We start from the raw sequence: 20,277 nt of genomic DNA on the forward strand, positions 1-20,277 counted from the left end.
GCCCGCGTCAGGTCAGCGGCAGTTCATAGTCCAGGTAGCGCTTGGTCGGCAGGTAGCCCATCCGGGTGTAGAGGGCCAGCGCCCCGCTGGGGTTCTCGGTGTCCACGCCCAGCCCGGCGTGTGCCATCCCGCCGGCCCGGAACCGGCGCATCGCTTCGGCCAGCAGCGACTGGGCAAGCCCGCGGCCGCGCCACGGCCTGCGGACGCCGAGGAGGTTCGTGAAGCCTTCGTCATACCCTGACTGCAGCTTGTACCGAGGATCAAAGCTGGCCACCTGGTACGCCACCGTCTCGCCGGAGGCGGCCTCCACCACCGACATGCTCCACTCCGGCCTAGTCTCCGGGTGCTGCACCAGGGTCTTCCACCGGCGCTCGTCCCTCGGCTCGCTGCCCCAGTGGTCCGCGAACGCCTCGTTGTGGGCCAGCCGCACTGCGTCGCTGTCGCCCGGGTCCAGGTCCACAAACACGAAGCCCTGCGGCAGCGGCGCCTCCGGGATCTCCTCCAGCGGCCGGGTCATTTCGGTGAAGTAGCGGACCACCGTGGCGCCCACCGCTTCCATCAGCGCGTTGTGCGCCGGATCTTGTTCCTCCGTGCTGCTCCGCAGGACGCCGCCGCTGATGCCGGCCGCGCTGAACCGGCGGCGCTGGCGGTCGGCCTGCCACTCGTAGAGCGCCCTGCCGATGCCGCGGCGGCGCCAGTCCGGATCCACCCCGCCCCAGGTGTGGGCGACGGGTGAGCCGGCATTCGCGTAGACCCGGCCCACGGCACGCACCGTCCCGCCGGCATCCAACCCGATGGCGGTGCACTCAGCGGGGTCGTTGGCAGGGTCGTCGAACGCCTCCGCCAGATCCGCCGTCGTCTCGGTCCAGACCGGTTGGTCCACCGCGGCCATCCGAAGGATCAACCGGTGCCATCCCTCGATGTCCGAGGCGGACATGGGACGCCAACGCAGGGCTCCGCCGGGAACGACCGGCAGGTCGGAATTGGTCATTGCCTCAGCTTAGGGCAGCGGCGTACGTGCCGGTAGGCAGATGCAGCCGAAGCTCGCACCATGCGGCTTGCCGCTCGTCGTGCGTCACCATGACCACTGCCTTGCCGGCGAGCCCGCGGCGCAGGTCGGCCAGCAACGCGTCCCCGGCCTCGCGGTCCAGGTGCGCGGCCGGTTCGTCCAGCAGCACCACATCGGAGTCGGCCAGCAGCGCCCGGGCCACGGCGAGCCGCTGCCGCTGGCCGCCGGAGAGGAAGTGCCCGCCCGGCCCGATCCGGGTGCCCAGCCCGTGCGGCAGTCCGGCCAGGAATCCGCCCAGCCCCACGGCGGCGAGCGCCGAGCGCATCTCCTCTTCGGCCGGCGGGTCCGTGGCCGGCCGGGCCAGCAGCAGATTGGCGCGGAGCGTCGAGTTGAACAGGTGCGCCTCCTGGGGCATCCACGCGATGGCCGACCGCGGAGCCCCGCCGGCCGTCCCGTTGACCAGGTAGCGGCCGGAGCCCAGTGGCAGGAAGCCCAGCAGCACGCCGAGCAGCGTGGACTTCCCGCTGCCCGACGGGCCGGTGACCGCCAGCCATTGTCCGCGCTCCACCCGCAGGTCCACGCCGGTGAAGGCGTCGTGGCCGGCGCCCGGGTACCGGTAGGACGCGTTGCCCAGTTCCAGCGCCTCGACCGGAGCTTCCCGCCGCGCTTGGCGGGCCGGGTCCGCGCCGCCGCTGCCCAGCTCCGGGATGACGCGTGCACCGGCGGCGCGCCAGGCGCCCCATTGCTGCACCGCGGTGTTCACCGCCATGAAAGGTTCGGCCAGCGCCAGCTGCATCAGGACGACGACGGCCACCACCCCTGGCGCGGTGCCTCCCGCCGAACCGAGCATCACGACGGCCGAGAGGGAACAGGCCAGCACGGTCAGCGCGTGTCCCAGGCCCTGCGCCCAGGCGCTGCGCTGCTCGGCGGCGGTCGCTTCCCGGTCGAGGCGGCGGGCACGCAGCAGCAGTGGCCCGGCAGCCGTGTTGGCGGCCAGGTCGGGTGCGGCGGCCAGCAGCCGCGTGAAGGCGTTCAGCGACCTGCCCTTGATCCGCACGGTGGTTGCCTGCGCGTGGCGGTCCGCCCAGCGCGTCAGGGCCGGGGCACCCAGCACGCAGATCCCGGAGAGCAGCAGCTGCCAGCCCAGGGCCGCGGGCATCAGCAGGGCGGTGGCCACGCAGGACGCGGCGGCCACCAGCAGGCCGACCAGCGGGGTGAAGACGGCCCGGGGGGCGATGTCCCGCAGTTCGTCCACGTCTCCGACCAGCCGTTCCAGGGCGCCGCCGCCGCGGGCCAGCCGCCGCCACGCTGCCGGCCGCTGCAGCAGCCCGTTCCACAGCCTGATCCGCAGCCGGTCGGTGCTTTCAAAGACGGCGTCGTGCAGCTTCAGCCGCTCCTGGTAGCGCAGTACCGACCGCCCGATCCCGAAGAACCGGACACCGACGATGGAGGTCATCAGGTACAGGATCGGCGGCTGTTCGCTGGCATAGACGATCAGCCAGCCGGACAGGCCCGCCAGCGCGACGGCGAAGAGCGCCGCGCCGAGGCCAAAGCACAGGGCGGCCAGGAACCTGCCGCTCCACGGCCGCAGCAGGGCCGCCTGCCGCCACAGGCCGGGTCCGGCGCCGGCGGCGTCCTCCGCCGCCGCTTCCGTTGTGCCGCCCTCCCCCTGCGCTTCCGTTCCGGCGCCAGCCCTTGCTCCGGGCGCCGGCCCGCCGCGTTCGATCCCCGCTGCCGGGGACCGCACACCTTCCGTCCCCGCCGGGGCGGCAGCAGCGGTTTCCCGGGGCGCCGGCATCACCGGCACCACGTGGTCGGCGAGCGCCGCGGTGTCCGGGTCGTGGGCCACCAGCACGGTGGTCACCCGGCCGCGGAGCCGGTCCAGGGCGGCCTCGATGGCCCGGGCGCTGCGTTCATCCACGTGTGCGGTAGGTTCATCGGCCAGCAGCACGTCCACACCGGGGACGTGTTCAATCCGGGCCAAGGCCCGTGCCACGGCCACGCGGCGCAGCTCTCCCGGGCTGAGGTCGCCGGTGTCCGCGTCCGCCAGGCCGGCGGCATTGACCTGCGCCAGCGCTTCCTCCGCCGCAGCACGCCCGGCCGGTCCTGCCAGCCCCGCATACAGCGCCACCTCCTCGGCCGCCGTGGCCTCGGAGGGAACCGGGTGCTGCGGGATCCACGCGATCCGGCCGCGGTCGAGGCCGGACACCCGGCCGGCCAGCCGGATGCCCGCCCCGTCCCGGCGCAGTCCCGCCAGGATCTCCAGCACCGTGGTCTTGCCGCCGCCGCTCGGCCCGGACAAGGCGGTGATGCGGCCGGCCGGAGCGGTGAAGTCCAGCCCTTCCAGCACCCGGCCGCGGCCCGGGTAAGCGGCGGCCAGCCCGGCTACCCGCAGCTCCGGCGCCTCACCGCGCACCGCCCCGGGCCGGTGCCCGGGGTCCGCAGCGGCGACCAGCGGCCGGCCCGCCGGCGCGTCCAACACGGCCTTGCTGCGCTCGAGGGCTTCCAGGCCGTCTTCGCTCGCGTGATGCGCCGAGCCGAGGTCGCGCAGCGGCTGGAAACACTCCGGAGCCAAGATCAGGGCCAGCAGCCCGGCTTCGAGTTCCATTCCGCCGTAGACCAGCCGGATGCCCACGAACACCGCAACCACGGCCACGGAAATGGTGGCGATCAGTTCCAGTGCCAGTGAGGACAGGAAGGCAACCCGCAGGGTGGCCAGGGTCCGTTCCCGGTAGGCGCGGGCGACGTCGCCCAGGGCCCGGGTCTGCGCGGCGGCCCGGCCCAGGCCGACCAAGACCGGCAGTCCCCGGGCCAGTTCCAGCAGGTGGTCGGACAGGCGGTCCAAGGCCGCGGCCGCCTGTTTGGTCCGGTCTTCGGTGTGCTTGCCGATCAGGATCATGAAGACCGGCACCAGCGGCAGCGTGAGCACCACGATCAGCGCGCTCACCCAGTCCGCGGCCAGGATCCGCAGCCCCACCAGCAGCGGTACGGTGGCGCAGGTCACCAGGGCCGGCAGGTACTTGGCGTAGTAGTCATCCAGGTTGTCCAGTCCCCGGGTGGCCAGCACGCTCAGGGCGCCCTCGCCCGGGGCGGAGCCGTCGCGCGCTGCCGGGGAGGCGCCGCCGTCGTGCAGGATCCGGGCAGCGAGGCGGGCCCGCAGGTCCTCCTTGATGCCGGCCGCCGCCCGCTGCGCGGCCACGTCCTGACCCCAGGCAGCGGCCGCGCGCAGGACGGCGCCGAGGGCGCCGGGCAGCAGGACAGCATCCCAGCTGAACGTCCCGGCCGCCACGCCCGCCACCCCGGCGGCCACCGCCGAAGCGAGCAAGACCAACCCGCCGGCCTTGACGGCCGCGGCCAGTCCCAGCAGGTAGAGCGCACGTTTGCCGGCGGCGCCCACCGGAAGCACCGGCTTCACTGTGCGGTGACGGCGTGTGCTGCGGGGATGGCGGAGGCGCTCACGCGCTTGCGGAACACCCAGTAGGTGTAGCCCTGGTAGACCAGCACGGCCGGGATGCCGAACAGCGCCACCACGCTCATCACGCCCAGCGTGTAGTCCGACGACGACGCCGAACCCACCGTCAGGCTGAAGGCCTCGTCGATGGTCGAGGGCAGTACCGTGGGGAACACCGCGGTGAAAATGGTTGCCGACCCGGCGACCACGAAGGTGCCCAGTCCGGCGAAGGACAGTCCGTCCCGGCCGGCCTTGGCCAGCAGCCAGGCCGCCGCCGCGCCGAGGGCGGCCAGCAACAGCGTCGCCACCGTGACGGCCTTGCCGTGCCGCAGCACCAACACGGCGGCCCAGGCGGCCATCGGCAGCAGCGCCACCGGCAGCCAGCGCAGGACCAGTGCCTTGGCCCGCAGCCGGACCTCGCCGTCGGTCTTCAGCGCCAGGAAAGCTGCCGCGTGGACCAGGCTGAAGCCGACCACCGCCAGCCCGCCGAGCACGGCGTAGCCGTTAAACCAGGCGAACGGTCCGCCCACCCGGTCGCCGTTGGCGTTGAGCGGCAGCCCGGTAGTGGTCAGGCCGAGCATGGCCCCGACACCGAAGGCCGCGACCAACGAGCCCAGCGCGATCGCCCAGTCCCAGCACGCCCGCCACCGGTCGGTGTCCACCTTGCCGCGGTATTCGATGCCGACGGCGCGGAAGATCAGGGCCAGCAGCACGAGCACCAGCGGAAGGTACAGGCCCGAGAACAGGGCGGCGTACCACTCCGGGAAAGCCGCGAACGTGGCGGCCCCCGCGGTGACGAGCCAGACTTCGTTGCCGTCCCAGACCGGGCCGATGGTGTTGAGCAGCACGCGGCGTTCCGTGTTGTTCCGGGCGAAGCCGCGCATCATCATGCCGACGCCGAGGTCGAATCCTTCCAGGAACAGGTACCCGGTCCAAAAGAAGGCGATGACAATGAACCAGATGGTGGGCAGGGTTTCCATGAGTCGTCCTTATCGATCCGTAGGAGCCGGTTCAGTACGCGAAAGCGAGCACGTCGTCAGGGTCTTTGCCGTCTCCGCCTGTTCCGTCTCCGTCCTTGCCGCGGCCGCCGGTGCCGCCGTCCTTGTCCGGGCCGTCCGCGGACGCCGCGTGCAGCAGCTCGGGCATCGCCGCGGGTACCCCGCCGCGGCAGTAGGCAGCGAGCAGTTTCACTTCCACCACCAGCAGCGAGCCGTAGACCAAGGTGAAGGCGCTGAGCGAGAAAACCAGCTCCCCCAGCGAGACACCCGGCGACACGGCCGCGGCCGTGAACATGAAGACATTGTCGATGCCGTCGGGATCCGGATTGGGTGCCACGACGAACGGCTGGCGGCCCATTTCGGTGAAGATCCAGCCCGCCGAGTTGGCGCCGAACGGGGCCAGGATTCCGAACACGGCCAGCCGCATCAGCCACTTCGATTCGGGGACGGTGCCCTTACGTACCACCCACAGGGCGACGGCGGCGGCCGCGGCGGCCAACATGCCGAAGGTGATCATCATCCGGAAGCCCCAGTAGGTGACTTCCATGACCGGCACGTAGTCGATTTCGCTGCCGGCGCGCTCGCCGTAGATCGGGTTGTCGGGCAGGTGCGTTCCGAAGCGCTCCTGGTACTCCGGCAGCAGGCTGTTGATGCCCCGGATCTCGGTGTCGAAGTCGCCGTTGGCCATGAAGGAGAGCAGTCCGGGCAGTTCCACCACGGCGACCATGTCGTCGCAGTCGTTTGAGCCGAGGTCACCGACCGTCAGGATGGAGAAGCCCGTACCGTCGTGGCAGGCGGCCTCCGCCGCGGCCATCTTCATGGGCTGTTGCTCGAACATCAGTTTGGCCTGCAGGTCCCCGGTGAGGGACACCCCGGCGAAGGAGACGACGGCGACGACGGCGCCGATCCGCAGCGAGCGGAGCCAGACCTTGTGGTCGGCCGCGTCCCTGCCGCGCGCCGGGTCCGATCCGACGACCACCGTGCCGTCCGGGCCCACAGTGTCGATGCCGTCGCGGCGGCGCTTCCACAGGTGGTACCAGCTGATGCCCAGCAGGAAACCGCCGGCCACCGACGTGGCGCCGAAGATGGTGTGCGGGAAGGCAACCAGCAGCGTGTTGTTGGTCAGCACCGCCCAGACGTCCACCATCACCGGCCGCCCGTCGATCATTTCAACGCCGACCGGATGCTGCATCCAGGAGTTCGCGGCCAGGATGAAGTACGCCGAACAGACGGTGGCCAGCGAGGCACCCCAGATGCTGAGCAGGTGCACCGCTTTGGGCAGCCGGCCCCAGCCGAAAATCCACAGCCCCAGGAAGATGGACTCGACGAAGAACGCGAGCAGCGCCTCCATGGCCAACGGCGCGCCGAAGACGTCGCCGACGAAGCGGCTGTACTCGCTCCAGGCCATGCCGAACTGGAATTCCTGGACCAGGCCGGTGGCCACGCCCATGATGAAGTTGATCAGGAACAGCTTGCCCCAGAACTTGGTCATCCGCAGGTACTGGTCCTTGCCGGTGCGGTACCAGGCCGTGTGCATGATTGCGACGAGCAGCCCCAGTCCGATCGTCAGCGGCACCATGAGGAAGTGGTAGACGGTGGTGATACCGAACTGCCACCGCGCGATTTCAAGTGCTTCCATTGCCGCTGCCTCCCGGACTGACCTGGGTTCCGGACTGCGCCGGAACTCATTTCTACAAGCCGTAGAACTTAATCTTCTACGAACTGTAGAACATTTGCACGAAAGACGGTAAATTAGAGACCAAGAGCACGGTCGCGGAAAGATTCTGCGCGCCGCAGATGCGACGTTAAAGGACGAAAAGGAACCAGATGGCTACTCTCGGAGATTTGGAACGGGCGGTCATGGACGTGCTGTGGTCCCAGAACGCCGCCGATCCAGCAGAAGGCGGACTGACCGCCAATGAGCTGCGCGACACATTGGCGCAGGTCTCCGCGGACGGGGCGGACGGCAAGGAGCTGGCCGTCACGACGGTGCTGACGGTCCTGTCCCGGCTCGAGAAGAAGGGGCTGGTCCAGCGCGGCCGCGACATCCGCCCCCACCGCTACCGGGCGGTGACAAGCCGTGAAGAGCACACCGTGGAGCTGATGCACGAGGTCCTGGGCTCGGCCCCGGACCGCGAGGCCGTCCTGGCCCGCTTCATCGGCACGGTCACCGACGAGGAAGCGGAAACCCTGCGCAAGATCCTCTCCTCCAACTGACCTGAATGTTCCTGGCCTCCTACCTGCTGGCCGCCATGGCGGTCATTTTGGCGTGGCCTGCCCCCATCCTGCTCTCGCGGGCTCGTTGGACGGCCCGCAGTCCCGGGACGGCGCTGGTGCTCTGGCAGGCCATCGCCCTGGCCGGGGGCCTGTCCATGATCGGCGCCATGCTCACATGGGGCTTGGAACCGCTGGGAGACCACCTGCTGGCCGGCCTCCGGGGCCTGACCGGCCTTCTGCTGGACGACAGTCCGGACACCGGCCTGGACCTGGTGCACGTGTTCGCGCTCAGCGCCGCCCTGCTGCTGACCGTGCACCTGGTCTTCACGCTGCTGCTGACCTACTACAAGATCCGCAAACAGCGCGGCCGGCACCGCGACCTGCTGAATCTGCTCAGCTCCCCGTCCGAAGACTCCCCGCGCACCTTGGTGATCAACCATCCGGCGCCGGTGGCCTACTGCCTGCCCGGCGGCGGCGGATCCGTCACGGTGCTCTCGAACGGCCTGCTCGAGTTGCTCTCGCCCGACGAACTGCACGCCGTCATGACGCACGAAAAGGCGCACCTGGACCAGCGCCACGACCTGCTGCTGTGGGCCTTCGCCGCCTGGCGGGCGGCCCTGCCCTGGCTCCCCACCTCCAAGCTGGCCCGGACGGCGGTGAACGAGCTGATCGAGATGCTCGCGGACGACCATGCCCTGAAGACGTCGGCCCGCGAGACGCTGGTGCGCGCGATCGCCGTCGTCGCCGCCGGTGAGCGGCCGGCCACGGCAGGCCCGGCCGCCGGCCTGGGCGACCCGGCGAAAGGTTTGCTCGGCGCCGCCGAGGCGGAGTCCTTTGTCACCGCGCACCGGCTCCGGCGGCTGCTCTCCCCCGTTCCGGCCCTCGGCGGGGCGGCCCGGTCCGCGGTACTGCTGGCCGCGGCATTGCTGCTGGCAGTGCCGACCGTCCTGCTGGTGGCACCCGGGCTGGCGGCCTAGGCGTCGATCCGTTCCCGGTCCAGCATGGAGGCGCCGGCCACGATGAACTCCTTGCGCGGCGCCACGTCGGAGCCCATCAGCAGGTCGAAGGAACGCTCGGCCGCTTCGGCATCCTCGATCCGCACCCTGCGCAGCGTTCGGTGGCGGGGCTCCATGGTGGTCTCGGCCAGCTGGTCGGCGTCCATCTCGCCCAGGCCCTTGTAGCGCTGGATCGGCTCCTTGTACTTCCGGCCGTCCTTCTCCAGGGTGGCGAGCAGTTTGTGAAGCTCGTTCTCCGAATAGGTGTACACGACCTCGTTGGCCTTGGCACCCGGATTGATGATCTCCACCCGATGCAGCGGGGGCACCGCGGCGTACACGCGGCCGGCGTCGACCAGGGGGCGCATGTAGCGGAAGAAGAGCGTGAGCAGCAGCGTGCGGATGTGCGCGCCGTCCACGTCGGCGTCCGTCATGAGGACCACCTTGCCGTAGCGGGCCGCGTCCAACTGGAAGCTGCGCCCTGACCCGGCCCCCACCACCTGGATGATGGCCGCGCATTCGGCGTTGGAGAGCATGTCGCCCACCGACGCCTTCTGCACGTTGAGGATCTTGCCGCGGATCGGCAGCAGCGCCTGGTGGTCGGACGAGCGGGCCAGCCGTGCCGTGCCCAACGCGCTGTCGCCCTCGACGATGAACAGCTCGGAGCGTTCGACGTCGCTGGTGCGGCAGTCGATCAGCTTTGCCGGCATGGAGGACGTCTCCAGCGCATTCTTGCGCCGCTGCGTCTCCTTGTGGACGCGGGCCGAGATGCGGGACTTCATCTCGCTGACGACCTTTTCCAGCAGCAGCGCCGATTGGGCCTTGTCCCCGCGGTTCGAGGACCCCAGCTTGGCGGCCAGCTCCTTCTCCACCACGCGGGACACGATGGCGCGGACGGCGGAGGTGCCCAGGATCTCCTTGGTCTGGCCTTCGAACTGCGGCTCGGCCAGGCGGACGGTGAGCACCGCGGTGAGTCCCGCGAAGACGTCGTCCTTCTCAATCTTGTCGCTGCCGGCCTTCAGCTTGCGGGCGTTCGCCTCGATCACCTTCCGGAAGGTTTTCAACAGCGCCTGTTCGAAGCCGGCCTGGTGCGTGCCGCCCTTGGGGGTGGCAATGATGTTCACGTAGGAACGGACCGTGGTGTCGTAGCCAATGCCCCAGCGCAGGGCGACGTCCACGTGGCAGTCGCGGTCGACCTCGGCGATCTTGCTGTGCCCGTTTTCGTCGAGTACCGGAACGGTTTCCTTGAACTTGCCGGAGCCGTGGAAGCGCCAGACATCCGTGACGGCGCTGTCGTTGGCCAGGTATTCGACGAACTCGGCAATGCCGCCGTCGTGGTGGAACACTTCCTCGATCGGGCCGTTCTCGCCGGCGGTGCCGGCCAACCTGCGCTCGTCGCGCAGCGTGATCTTCAGCCCCGGAACCAGGAACGAGGTCTGCCGCGCCCGGTTCTGCAGCTCTTCATAGGAAAACTTGGCGTCCGGGGTGAAAATCTGCCGGTCGCCCCAGTACCTGATGCGCGTTCCGGTCACGCCGCGTTTGGCGGTGCCGACCACTTCCAGTTTGGAGCCCGTGACGAACGGCTCGAACGCGGACTCCGGGCCCGGCCCCCTGCCGGTGTCGATGAACTTGCCCGGCTCGCCGCGGCGGAAGGACATTTGGTACGTCTTGCCGCCGCGGTCCACCTGGACATCCAGGCGGGAGGACAGGGCGTTGACCACGCTGGCGCCGACGCCGTGCAGGCCGCCGGAGGCCGTGTAGGAGCCGCCGCCGAACTTGCCGCCGGCGTGCAGTTTGGTGAACACCACTTCGACGCCGCTCAAGCCGGTCTTTGGCTCGATGTCCACCGGGATGCCGCGGCCGTCGTCGTGGATCTCCACCGAGCCGTCCGGGTGCAGCGTGATCTTGATGCTCTGCCCGTACCCGGCCAGCGCCTCGTCGACGGAGTTGTCGATGATTTCCCAGAGGCAGTGCATCAACCCGCGGGAATCCGTGGACCCGATGTACATGCCCGGCCTCTTGCGGACGGCTTCCAGCCCTTCCAGGACGGAAAGATGGCGTGCTGTGTACTCAGACTTCGTTGGCGCCACGTGTACGAGTGCTCCTTGGCAGACAGAACTGCGGTCCTTAGCCGCGGTCCGCCGCGAATAACGGACCGTTACTAGGCTAATCCCCTTTGCGGGCGGGCTTGTGCACCGCGCCGGGGCACATGCCGGCATGTGACGCAGCTCCCGGCTGTTACCCACACGTGATACGCGGTGAGCGAAAGTGACCCCATCTTGCGAAGATTTCCGCGCTTCGGATGGTTCTATGGATAGACGCACTCGTAAGGAGGTCATCATGACGACAGCAGTAGCCCCCCGTGAACTGACCGCATTGGATCGATGCGACCGGTGTGGTGCCCAAGCCTATGTACGGGTTGTCCTGGCCTCCTCCGGCGGCGAACTCCTCTTCTGCGGGCACCATGCCCGTCAGCATGAGCCGCAGCTTCGCTCCAAGGCCTCGGAATGGCAGGACGAAACCAGCCGGTTGACCGAAAAGGCCGGCGCCGCCGCCGAATAGGTTCTTGAGGGAACGGCTGCAGCGGCAGCCCGTTCCCGGTGCGGTCCGACAGGTCCGCCCGGTACCCGGTCAAAGGGCGCCGTTCCCCGCAGGGGGAACGGCGCCCTTTGCGTCTCCGGAAGCCTTTCCGTCGGGGCACCCGCGCACCTGACGCCGCAACGCGGGACCCCTTCCCCTCCCCTGCTCCCGCCGGCTAAAGCAGCAGGGCCGGCCCCTTGCCGGTGGCCGGTTAACGCAGCAGGGCCGGCCCCTTGCGGGTGCCGGCCCTGCTGCGCAGTCGGATTAGTCCAGGTAGTCGCGGAGTACCTGCGACCGCGACGGGTGCCGCAGCTTGGACATGGTCTTGGATTCGATCTGGCGGATGCGCTCCCGCGTGACGCCGTAGACCTTGCCGATTTCGTCTAAAGTCTTCGGCTGGCCGTCGGTGAGTCCGAAGCGCATGGCCACCACGCCGGCTTCGCGCTCGGACAGCGTGTCCAGCACCGAGTGGAGCTGTTCCTGCAGCAGGGTGAAGCTGACCGCGTCGGCGGGAACCACGGCTTCGGAGTCTTCGATCAGGTCGCCGAACTCCGAGTCGCCGTCTTCGCCCAGCGGCGTGTGCAGCGAGATCGGCTCCCGGCCGTACTTCTGGACCTCGACGACCTTTTCCGGCGTCATGTCCAGTTCCTTGGCCAGCTCTTCGGGAGTAGGCTCGCGGCCCAGGTCCTGGAGCATCTGGCGCTGCACGCGGGCCAGCTTGTTAATGACTTCTACCATGTGCACCGGGATGCGGATGGTGCGGGCCTGGTCCGCCATGGCGCGGGTGATGGCCTGCCGGATCCACCAGGTCGCGTAGGTGGAGAACTTGAAGCCCTTGGTGTAGTCGAACTTCTCGACGGCGCGGATGAGGCCCAGGTTGCCTTCCTGGATCAGATCCAGGAACAGCATGCCGCGGCCCGTGTAGCGCTTGGCCAGCGAGACCACCAGGCGGAGGTTGGCTTCCAGCAGGTGGTTCTTGGCGCGCTTGCCGTCGTGGACAATCTGCTCCAGGTCGCGCCGCAGGCGCGTCTCCATGGTGCCGTCGTCCTTGGCCAGCTTCTCTTCGGCGAAGAGACCGGCCTCGATCCGCAGCGCGAGGTCGACTTCCTGCTCGGCGTTCAGCAGGGCGACCTTGCCAATCTGCTTCAGGTAGTCCTTGACGGGGTCGGCGGTGGCGCCGGCGGAGACCACCTGCTGGGCGGGGGCGTCGTCGTCATCGGCGTCGGAGTAAACAAACCCGGACCCGGTCTCGCCTTCCTTGCCCTTCTTGGCGCCGGCTTCCTCGGTGGCTTCTACATCTTCCTCCGTGGGCTCCGGCTCAACCTCGGGATCCTCGTCGACTTCTTCTGTAGCCAGCTCGGCGGTGTTCGCCTCATCCTTCTTGGCGGCGGCACCGGGCTTGCGGCCGCGCCGTTTGGGAGCAGCTTCCGCCGCTGCCGCTGACTGGGCGCCCGCGCGCTTGGTCGTCGCGGACTTTTTCGGAGCGGAGGCAGCAGTCTCCTCATCGGGAGCTGCAGCAGTCTTCTTGTCCGGTGACACAGAGAACCTTTCGTACGGCGGTCTGTGACGCTACCTGCGGGTAACACCACTATGACCCTGTCAAGTCCGTGAATGAATTCAAACCAAGCCACGGACGCAGGGTCTGCATGGCATAACCTGATCCGCGGCGGCGGTATTCCCGCAGGAACTACCGCTGTTTGAAACACGAACCCAACCGGGTCTCGGTTCCCATTGTCTCACGATTCAGACCGCCGGATGAACTGATTTTCGACCCCCCCGCGGACGCCGCGGTCATGCCGTCAGGTGCCTCCGGCCCGGCCAGGCCGTCTCCCGCCGGCGCGCCCACACCGGCAGCATTCCGCTGTCCGCCAGTTCCCGCACCAGTTCCGCCAGCCGATAGCCGGGCCATTCGCGAAGGCATGCTTCGGCGCGTTGATGCGCATGCGTACCGCGCCCCCGGGCCCATTCGATCCAGGCATGCAGCGTGCCGGCGGCAGCGCGGGAGCGCCCCGTTCCGACCGCGTGCAGGCGGGAGAGCAGGTGTGCCGTGGCGTCCACGCGATCCCAGTCCGGAGCGTGGGGCGACTCGCCGATCAGAATTTTGGACCAGCCCCGGGCTGCCGCAGGATCGCCGGACCCGGGGAATGGAACGGCGGGCGGCGCGGCGCCCGCCGCCCGGTCCGCGTCCTCGAGGAGGCCGGACGCCTCGGCCCAGAGGAACGCCGTCTCGGCGCTGCTGCAGGCGAAGATGGCAACACCGTCCCGTACCGCGTTGTCGGTCAGGCTCGCCAGCAGGAAGGCCTGCGCTTCCGCCGTGAGGGTTCCAGCTTGGTGCGCTGCCAGGGAATGCTCCCAGCGGCGGAGGGTATGGAAGTAGCAGGCCGCATGGGTCCACCCTCCCGCGGTTTCCGCGGCGAGCCGGTCCGCCTCCTGCTGTATCCCGGCCGCCACGTCGGGTGGTACGTCGGGTGCCGCTGACGCTGCCGGCGGCGGTGCGGCGGCTGACCCCGTCTTCCGGCCGGATGCGGCGGCCGCGTAGGGTGCGCCGGATGTTGCGGCCCGTGGGACGGCCACGGCCTCCGCTGCGGATGGCGCATAGGTGCTGCCGCTGTAGACAAGTTCGGCGTTCAGCGCACTGTCCCGGATCTGTGACACCGGACGCCCGGGCAGCGGACAGCATTTCGTGTCGCCGCAATAAAGCTCGCGCCAATGCCGTGGGCCAACCGTCCAGCCCGCGCGGACCGGCAGCCCGGCGGCGGACAGGGAACGGCCGAGGGCGGCCACGAGCCGGGCATGGGGCGGCCGCTCCGGCGAACGCCAGGGGTGGTCCGTGTACAGGATGAGCAGCGCGGAGTCGGCGTCCTCATCGGAGCGCAGGTAGTCCGCCGCTGTTTCGGCAAACAGTTCGAGGTGGCAGCCGTCCCCGCTGGCGGGAAGATCCAGGCGGAGAGTCGCGCCCAAACGGCCTTGTGTCAGGGCCAGCAGCACCACGCTGTCGGCGGGAAGGAATCCCAGCGCATGCGGCACGAAACCGAGAATGTCGACGGAGCGGCGGGCGGTGAACTTCTTCTTCTCCATGACAGGAGCCTTCCGCCGCTGCCTGCCCCGCGGCCAGCCGAGGGGGCTCCCCTGTGGACAAGTGCCCTGCAGAAGCCCAGGTGGAGGGAAGGTGCTCAACCGTGGAGCGAGGGCGCTTACCCGCCCCGGGTTCCGCCGTTCCCCTTGCGTTCCCGGATCCGTTGGCGCCGCCGGCGGCGCTCCCGGGCCAGCGCGTCGCGCAGCGGCGGCACGGTGATCCCGCCGTGCGACATCCGGGTACGCACGCGTTTGCGCACGGCCAGCATCGCCAGCGTGCCCGCAATCAGGAAAAGGAACTGGAGGCTGAAGGCCAGCTTGAACGAGTCCAGCGCGTACAGGTCGCCCTGCGAGAACCCGCTGGCCAGCAGGGCATCGAGCACCACGCCCATGCCGAGCATCACCAGCAGCGCCGAGATGAAGCCGCCGACGTTGACAATTCCGGTGGCCGTTCCGGCGCGGCTGAGCGGATTGAAGGTCCGGGCGAAGTCGAAGCCGATCATGGAACCCGGGCCGCCGACCGCCACGGCCATGACCAGCAGCAGAAGCAGCCAGAACGGTGCCGGACCCGGGTAAACCAGCACGCACAGCCAGGCGGCCGACATGGCCCCGACGATCAGCAGGACCATCGTGGAGCGCCGCAGGGGATGCCGGCCCACCCAGCGGCCCAGCAACGGGCCGGCGACGAAGGAGGTCATGACCGCTGCCGTCATCAGCACCGAGGCTTCCGTCGGCGTCAGGCCCTGGGCGGACACCAGGAATGGGTAGCCCCACATGAGCATGAACACGTTCGCGGGGAACTGGACCGTGAAATGGGTCCACAGTCCCAGTCGCGTTCCCGGTTCCCGCCACGCTTCGGCCAGCGACGCGCCGGTCTGGCGCAGGGTCGGCTGCGGGGCCGTCCGCCGGGGGCCGGGCTCGTTGCGGACCACCGCGAGGGCAAGGACAAAGGCCACCGCGGAGAGCGCGGCAACAGAGAGGAAAGCCGGCGTCCAACCCGCAAGGTTAAGGATGGCCACGAACGGGATGACGCTGATCAGCTGGCCGATCTGGCCCAGCTGGCCGGTCAACTGGGTCAGCAACGGGATGTGCTTGCCGCTGAACCAACTGGGCAGCAGCCGCAGCACGGACACGAAGGTCATCGCGTCGCCGGCACCGACGAGGACGCGTCCGGCCAGCCCTTCGGGGACGGAGGACGCGAAGGCCAGGGCGGTTTGCCCGGCCAGCATCAGCACGGCCCCTCCGGCCACCATCATCCGGGGCCCGTATTTGTCCACCATGAGGCCGACGGGGATCTGCAGCCCCGCGTACACCACCAGTTGAACCACGGTGAACGTCGACAACGCGGCGGCGGTGGCGTCAAAGCGCTCGGTGGCCTGCAGGCCTGCTACGCCGAAGGTCGTCCGCTGGGTGATCGCCACCAAATAGGCGAATATCCCGCTCCCCCACACCCACCAAGCACGCCGCGAATCCATTGCTCCATCTTGCCCACGGCCCGGGGCGCGGGACTAATCGGCGTCGCCGGGCCCCGCGGAGGCTCCTTCGGCGCCGTCGTCGTCGGTGGCAGGCTGGGTGGCCAGGAAGGCCTCCACTGCCGCGCCGATCTCGTCGGCGTCGGGAAGCTCTTCGTTGTCCTTGACCAGCAGCGAGCGGCGCTCTTCGTGCCCCGCGTACTCGTCATACCGCTCTTCCAGCCGGCCGACCACCCGCTGGACGTCGGCAGAGTCCTGTACCTGCCGGTCGATTTGGCTCTCGACCTCGCGTCCGGTCTCGCGCAGCCGGTCTGTGGGCAACGTCAGCGAGGTGGCGGCGCCGATGTACTCCAGCGCCGCGACGGCGGCGGGCGGGTACTGGGCGTCGGACAGGTAGTGCGGCACATGGATGGAATAGCCGACGACGTCACGCCCGGCCTCCGCGAGGCGCATTTCCAGCAGCGGGCCGATGCCGGCCTGCAGCTCCGCCTGGGGTTTCCAGCTGGTGATCCCGTCGATCAGGTCCTGCCGCGAGCCGTGGACGGTGACGCCGATCGGGCGGGTGTGGGGCACCGGCATGGGAAGCGACTGGACCCACGCGACCAGCCGCGTCTGGAGCCGGTTCGCCACCCAGACGACCGCCCGGGAGAACCGCTCCCATTGGTAGTCCGGTTCGGGGCCGGTCAACAGCAGGAACGGCGTGCCGAGCCCGTCGACCAGCCGGTACAGCTCGATGGCGGGGGCTTCGTAGTCGGTGAAACGGTCGCCGGCGAAGATGATGCGGGGCCGCCTGCTGCGGTAGTCCACCAGTTGGTCGGCGTCGAAAGAGACGACCAGCTGTGCGTCGAGCTCGTCGAGCAACTCGTCGCCGATCTGTTCCACCACGTGGCCGGCTTCGGCAGCACCGGTGAATCCCATGACGAGATCAAGCCCGCGCAGCGCAGGCGAGTCGAATAACTCCGCGTTGGTCGACATCAGCGACCGTGGATCCAGCAATGTGCCCTCCGTTCCGGCATCGTCTTTCCCTGCCGTGCATGGCTCTCTCGCAATGTTCAGCGCCCGGGCGGGCGGAAAAATTCCTGCCCGCGGGCCGGGACAGCGCGTGCGCGGCACCGCATCCGGTGCCGGAGAGACTACGATCGACAGGTGCAGGCCCTGTTCCGGCCAACCTTTCAAAGGCTCATTCCTGCTGGAACTACTGTAGACACAACGGTAAGCAACCGGTGAGCGGCGGCGGGCACCACCCGTCCGGCCGGCCGGCTGTAGGAGAAGTTAGGACAGATCTGCGTGATCCCCACGACCGAGCTCAAGCTCAGCGCCATTGCCAAAGATGTCAAAAAGGCCAAGTCAGCCGCCCTCGTCATTGCGGTCGGGCAGGACGGAGACGGTCCGGTCCTGCTGGAGAATCCGCTGCCGGCCAAGGCGTCGAAGACGCTGCAGGACTCCCTTCCGCTGCTCGGCGTCACCGGCGCGGCCGACGAGGTACACCGGCTGCCGGGGCTGCCCGGGGCCGGGGCGGACGTGGTGGTGCTGGCCGGCGTCGGGAAGCTGCTTCCTGGGCAGGCGTTGACGGAAGAAACCCTGCGCCGCACCGCCGGCTCGGCGGTGCGCCAACTGGCAGGGGTCCGCTCGGTGGCCCTCGGCCTGCCGGCGGGAACAGTCGCCGAAGCGGCGGCCGTCGCCGAAGGCGCCGCCCTGGGCGCCTATGACTTCAGCGATCACCGCACCCGGGCGGCCGGCGCCCGCGGCCCGGTGGCGGAAGCCACCGTCATCACGCCGGTTGCCGGCGACAAGGAACTGGCGAAGGCACTCAAGCGGGCCTCGGTGCTGGGACGGGCGGTCAACGCGACGCGCTCCCTGGTCAACCAGCCGCCGAGCCACCTGTACCCGGAGTCGTTCGCCGAGGCGGCCACCCAGATGGCCCGGAACCTGCCGGTCAAGGTCACCGTCCTGGACGAGGCCCGGCTGGCGAAAGACGGGTACGGGGGCCTGACCGGCGTCGGCAAGGGCTCCAGCCGCCCGCCCCGCCTGGTCAAGGTGGAATACTCGCCGGTCCGGGCCAAGGCGAAGCTCGCCTTCGTGGGCAAGGGCATCACCTTCGACTCCGGCGGCCTCTCGCTCAAGCCCGCGACCGGCATGATGACCATGAAGTGCGACATGGCAGGCGCGGCCGTGGTGCTGAACGCCGTCCTGGCGATCGCGGAGCTGGGACTGCCGGTGAAGGCCACGGCGTGGCTTTGCCTGGCGGAGAACATGCCGTCCGGCACCGCGTCCCGGCCCTCCGACGTCTTAACCATGTACGGCGGCAAGACGGTGGAAGTGCTGAACACCGACGCGGAGGGCCGGCTGGTCATGGCCGACGGACTGGCCGCCGCCAGCGAGGAACATCCCGACGTCCTGTTGGACGTCGCCACGCTGACGGGTGCGCAGATGGTCGCGCTGGGAAGCCGGGTAGCCGCGGTCATGGGCGAAGAACCCGTGCGTGATGCCGTCAAGGCCGCCGCCGACCGGGCGGGGGAACTGTTCTGGCCGATGCCGCTGCCGGAGGAACTTCGTCCCAGCCTGGACTCGCAGGTGGCAGACCTGTCCAACATGGGCGACAAGTACGGCGGCATGCTGACGGCCGCGATCTTCCTGCGCGAGTTCGTGGGCGAATCCGGCGGCGCGCGCATCCCGTGGGCCCACCTGGACATCGCCGGCCCGGCCTTCAACGAAGGATCTCCGCACGGCTACACCCCGAAGGAGGGCACCGGCGTCGCCGTCCGCACGCTGGTGGCCTACGCCGAGGATGTAGTGGCCCGCAGCTCCTAAAGGCCCGCGCCCCGCGGCTCGCCCGCGTGAGTCCGCACACAATCCGGCCTGTTGGGGCCGTCACCAACTAGATGATGGTATGCGGGAGGGCTAAGGTGAGACCCAACCAACTTCGTTCGTCAACCCCAATCAACTCATCGACGTGTCACCACACGTTGCGAACACGCGAGGGAGCGTTCACGTGGCCGATTCGGCAACAGCGCAAGAATTCGACATCCTGATCCTCGGCGGCGGCAGCGGCGGTTATGCCGCTGCCCTCCGCGCCGTGCAGCTGGGCTTCAGCGTCGGTCTGGTGGAAAAGGGCAAGCTCGGCGGCACCTGCCTGCACAACGGCTGCATCCCCACCAAGGCGCTGTTGCATTCGGCCGAGCTGGCCGACCACGCCAAGGACGCCGCGAAGTACGGCGTGAACGTGAGCCTCGATTCCATCGACATGGCTGCCGTCAATGCCTACAAGGACGGTGTCATCGCCGGGAAGTTCAAGGGCCTGACCGGCCTGGTCAAGTCCAAGGGCATCACCGTCATCGAAGGCGAAGGCAAGCTCGTCGGCAAGGACACCATCGAGGTCGGCGGCACCGCCTACAAGGGCAAGAACATCGTCCTGGCCACCGGCTCCTACTCCAAGACCCTCCCCGGCCTGGAAATCGGCGGCAAGGTCATCACCTCCGACCATGCCCTGAAGATGGACACCCTGCCCAAGAGCGCCGTGGTGCTCGGCGGCGGCGTCATCGGCGTCGAGTTCGCCTCGGTATGGAACTCGTTCGGCGTTGACGTCACCATCGTCGAGGGCCTGCCCTCGCTGGTGCCCAACGAGGACCCGGCCATCATCAAGCAGCTCGAGCGCGCGTTCAAGAAGCGCGGCATCAAGTTCAACACCGGCGTTTTCTTCGAAAAGGTGGAACAGAACGACGACGGCGTTGTGGTCACCCTCGCCGACGGCAAGACGTTCCAGGCCGACCTGATGCTGGTTGCCGTCGGGCGCGGACCGAGCACCGCAGGCCTGGGCTTCGAGGAAGCCGGCCTCACGGTTGACCGCGGCTTCGTGATCACCAACGAGCGGCTGCACACCGGTGTCGGCAACATCTACGCCGTCGGCGACATTGTTCCCGGCGTCCAGCTGGCCCACCGCGGATTCCAGCAGGGCATCTTCGTGGCCGAGGAGATTGCCGGCAACAAGCCGGCCCTCATCGAAGACATCAACATCCCGAAGGTCACCTACTGCGATCCGGAGATTGCCTCCGTCGGCCTCAACCAGCCGCAGGCCGAGGAGAAGTTCGGCAAGGACAACGTGGAGACCGTCGAGTACAACCTGGCCGGCAACGGCAAGAGCTCGATCCTGGGCACCAGCGGCATGATCAAGATGGTCCGCGAAAAGGACGGCCCCATTGTGGGCATGCACATGATCGGCGGCCGCATCGGCGAGCAGATCGGCGAGGCGCAGCTGATCGTCAGCTGGGAAGCCTACCCGGAGGACGTCGCGGCGCTCATCCACGCGCACCCCACGCAGAACGAGGCCCTCGGCGAGGCCGCCATGGCGCTGGCCGGCCGCCCGCTGCACGGCTAACAAGCCCTCCCCTGGTGCACCCGTCCCCGCGGGGCGGGTGCACTAGGCTCAAGACAAGACTCGATGTACCGGCCAGGCCGGAAAATAGACTCAAAGGAGAACGGG

General features: G+C 69.1%; 14 protein-coding genes. 5 read left to right on the forward strand and 9 right to left on the reverse strand.

The window, feature by feature from the left end; genetic code table 11:
* Positions 1-7: 7 nt before the first annotated feature.
* From AC5RUP_RS10575 to AC5RUP_RS10590, 4 genes are read right to left on the reverse strand one after another with little or no spacing between them, the layout of a single operon-like run.
* Entirely contained in the window at positions 8-991 is a 984-nt protein-coding gene (locus tag AC5RUP_RS10575) for a GNAT family N-acetyltransferase (RefSeq protein WP_494155207.1), read from the reverse strand.
* 4 nt (positions 992-995) lie between these two features.
* Positions 996-4,415 (reverse strand): thiol reductant ABC exporter subunit CydD, encoded by a 3,420-nt coding sequence (cydD, locus tag AC5RUP_RS10580; protein ID WP_494158528.1) that lies wholly within the window; start codon positions 4,413-4,415, stop codon positions 996-998.
* A 5-nt stretch (positions 4,416-4,420) separates the two neighbouring features.
* Entirely contained in the window at positions 4,421-5,440 is a 1,020-nt protein-coding gene (cydB, locus tag AC5RUP_RS10585) for a cytochrome d ubiquinol oxidase subunit II (protein ID WP_494093054.1), read from the reverse strand.
* Between the two features lie 31 nt (positions 5,441-5,471).
* A complete protein-coding gene (locus AC5RUP_RS10590; protein WP_494154807.1) occupies positions 5,472-7,097 on the reverse strand; it encodes a cytochrome ubiquinol oxidase subunit I in 1,626 nt (541 codons plus the stop codon).
* Positions 7,098-7,285: 188 nt separating this feature from the next.
* Here AC5RUP_RS10590 and AC5RUP_RS10595 point away from each other — a divergent pair, with 188 nt between their 5' ends.
* A complete protein-coding gene (locus AC5RUP_RS10595; RefSeq protein ID WP_493999504.1) occupies positions 7,286-7,675 on the forward strand; it encodes a BlaI/MecI/CopY family transcriptional regulator in 390 nt (129 codons plus the stop codon).
* Positions 7,676-7,680: 5 nt separating this feature from the next.
* A complete protein-coding gene (locus AC5RUP_RS10600; RefSeq protein ID WP_494158529.1) occupies positions 7,681-8,652 on the forward strand; it encodes a M56 family metallopeptidase in 972 nt (323 codons plus the stop codon).
* Here the strand turns inward: AC5RUP_RS10600 and AC5RUP_RS10605 are convergent.
* Positions 8,649-10,760 (reverse strand): DNA gyrase/topoisomerase IV subunit B, encoded by a 2,112-nt coding sequence (locus AC5RUP_RS10605; RefSeq protein ID WP_494013833.1) that lies wholly within the window; start codon positions 10,758-10,760, stop codon positions 8,649-8,651. The two genes, AC5RUP_RS10600 and AC5RUP_RS10605, sit on opposite strands and share 4 nt — an antisense overlap.
* Before the next feature lie 250 nt (positions 10,761-11,010).
* Between AC5RUP_RS10605 and AC5RUP_RS10610 the strand changes: the two genes are divergently transcribed.
* Complete coding sequence (locus AC5RUP_RS10610) at positions 11,011-11,232, forward strand: DUF7455 domain-containing protein (protein WP_493999501.1); 222 nt, start codon at positions 11,011-11,013, stop codon at positions 11,230-11,232.
* A gap of 282 nt (positions 11,233-11,514) precedes the next feature.
* Here the strand turns inward: AC5RUP_RS10610 and AC5RUP_RS10615 are convergent, their stop codons facing one another.
* The 4 genes from AC5RUP_RS10615 to AC5RUP_RS10630 form a co-directional block, all read right to left on the reverse strand.
* Complete coding sequence (locus tag AC5RUP_RS10615; protein ID WP_494067639.1) at positions 11,515-12,789, reverse strand: RNA polymerase sigma factor; 1,275 nt, start codon at positions 12,787-12,789, stop codon at positions 11,515-11,517.
* 252 nt (positions 12,790-13,041) lie between these two features.
* Positions 13,042-14,328 carry a DUF4192 domain-containing protein gene (locus AC5RUP_RS10620; RefSeq protein WP_494092776.1) on the reverse strand — a complete coding sequence of 429 codons (1,287 nt, stop codon included), beginning with the start codon at positions 14,326-14,328 and terminating at the stop codon, positions 13,042-13,044.
* Positions 14,329-14,444: 116 nt separating this feature from the next.
* Positions 14,445-15,800 (reverse strand): MFS transporter, encoded by a 1,356-nt coding sequence (locus AC5RUP_RS10625; RefSeq protein ID WP_494154812.1) that lies wholly within the window; start codon positions 15,798-15,800, stop codon positions 14,445-14,447.
* Positions 15,801-15,833: 33 nt separating this feature from the next.
* On the reverse strand, positions 15,834-16,772 hold the full coding sequence (locus AC5RUP_RS10630) for a proteasome assembly chaperone family protein (protein ID WP_494154814.1): 939 nt from the start codon (positions 16,770-16,772) through the stop codon (positions 15,834-15,836).
* A 312-nt stretch (positions 16,773-17,084) separates the two neighbouring features.
* On the opposite strand from AC5RUP_RS10630, the gene AC5RUP_RS10635 reads away from it, so the two are divergent.
* Entirely contained in the window at positions 17,085-18,608 is a 1,524-nt protein-coding gene (locus AC5RUP_RS10635) for a leucyl aminopeptidase (protein WP_494158530.1), read from the forward strand.
* Positions 18,609-18,789: 181 nt separating this feature from the next.
* Positions 18,790-20,172, forward strand: coding sequence for a dihydrolipoyl dehydrogenase (gene lpdA, locus AC5RUP_RS10640; RefSeq protein ID WP_494013827.1), 1,383 nt, complete (start codon positions 18,790-18,792; stop codon positions 20,170-20,172).
* Positions 20,173-20,277 lie beyond the last annotated feature (105 nt).

It is taken from the genome of Arthrobacter sp. Y3223151 (genome assembly GCF_059091125.1).

Excerpts from the sequence above, each read along its gene's own strand:
- AC5RUP_RS10575 (WP_494155207.1), bottom strand. The coding sequence starts at position 991 with ATGACCAATTCCGACCTGCCGGTCGTTCCCGGCGGAGCCCTGCGTTGG.
- cydB (WP_494093054.1), bottom strand. The coding sequence starts at position 5,440 with ATGGAAACCCTGCCCACCATCTGGTTCATTGTCATCGCCTTCTTTTGG.
- AC5RUP_RS10590 (WP_494154807.1), bottom strand. The coding sequence starts at position 7,097 with ATGGAAGCACTTGAAATCGCGCGGTGGCAGTTCGGTATCACCACCGTC.
- AC5RUP_RS10595 (WP_493999504.1), top strand. The coding sequence starts at position 7,286 with ATGGCTACTCTCGGAGATTTGGAACGGGCGGTCATGGACGTGCTGTGG.
- AC5RUP_RS10600 (WP_494158529.1), top strand. The coding sequence starts at position 7,681 with ATGTTCCTGGCCTCCTACCTGCTGGCCGCCATGGCGGTCATTTTGGCG.
- AC5RUP_RS10610 (WP_493999501.1), top strand. The coding sequence starts at position 11,011 with ATGACGACAGCAGTAGCCCCCCGTGAACTGACCGCATTGGATCGATGC.
- AC5RUP_RS10620 (WP_494092776.1), bottom strand. The coding sequence starts at position 14,328 with ATGGAGAAGAAGAAGTTCACCGCCCGCCGCTCCGTCGACATTCTCGGT.
- AC5RUP_RS10625 (WP_494154812.1), bottom strand. The coding sequence starts at position 15,800 with ATGGATTCGCGGCGTGCTTGGTGGGTGTGGGGGAGCGGGATATTCGCC.
- AC5RUP_RS10630 (WP_494154814.1), bottom strand. The coding sequence starts at position 16,772 with ATGTCGACCAACGCGGAGTTATTCGACTCGCCTGCGCTGCGCGGGCTT.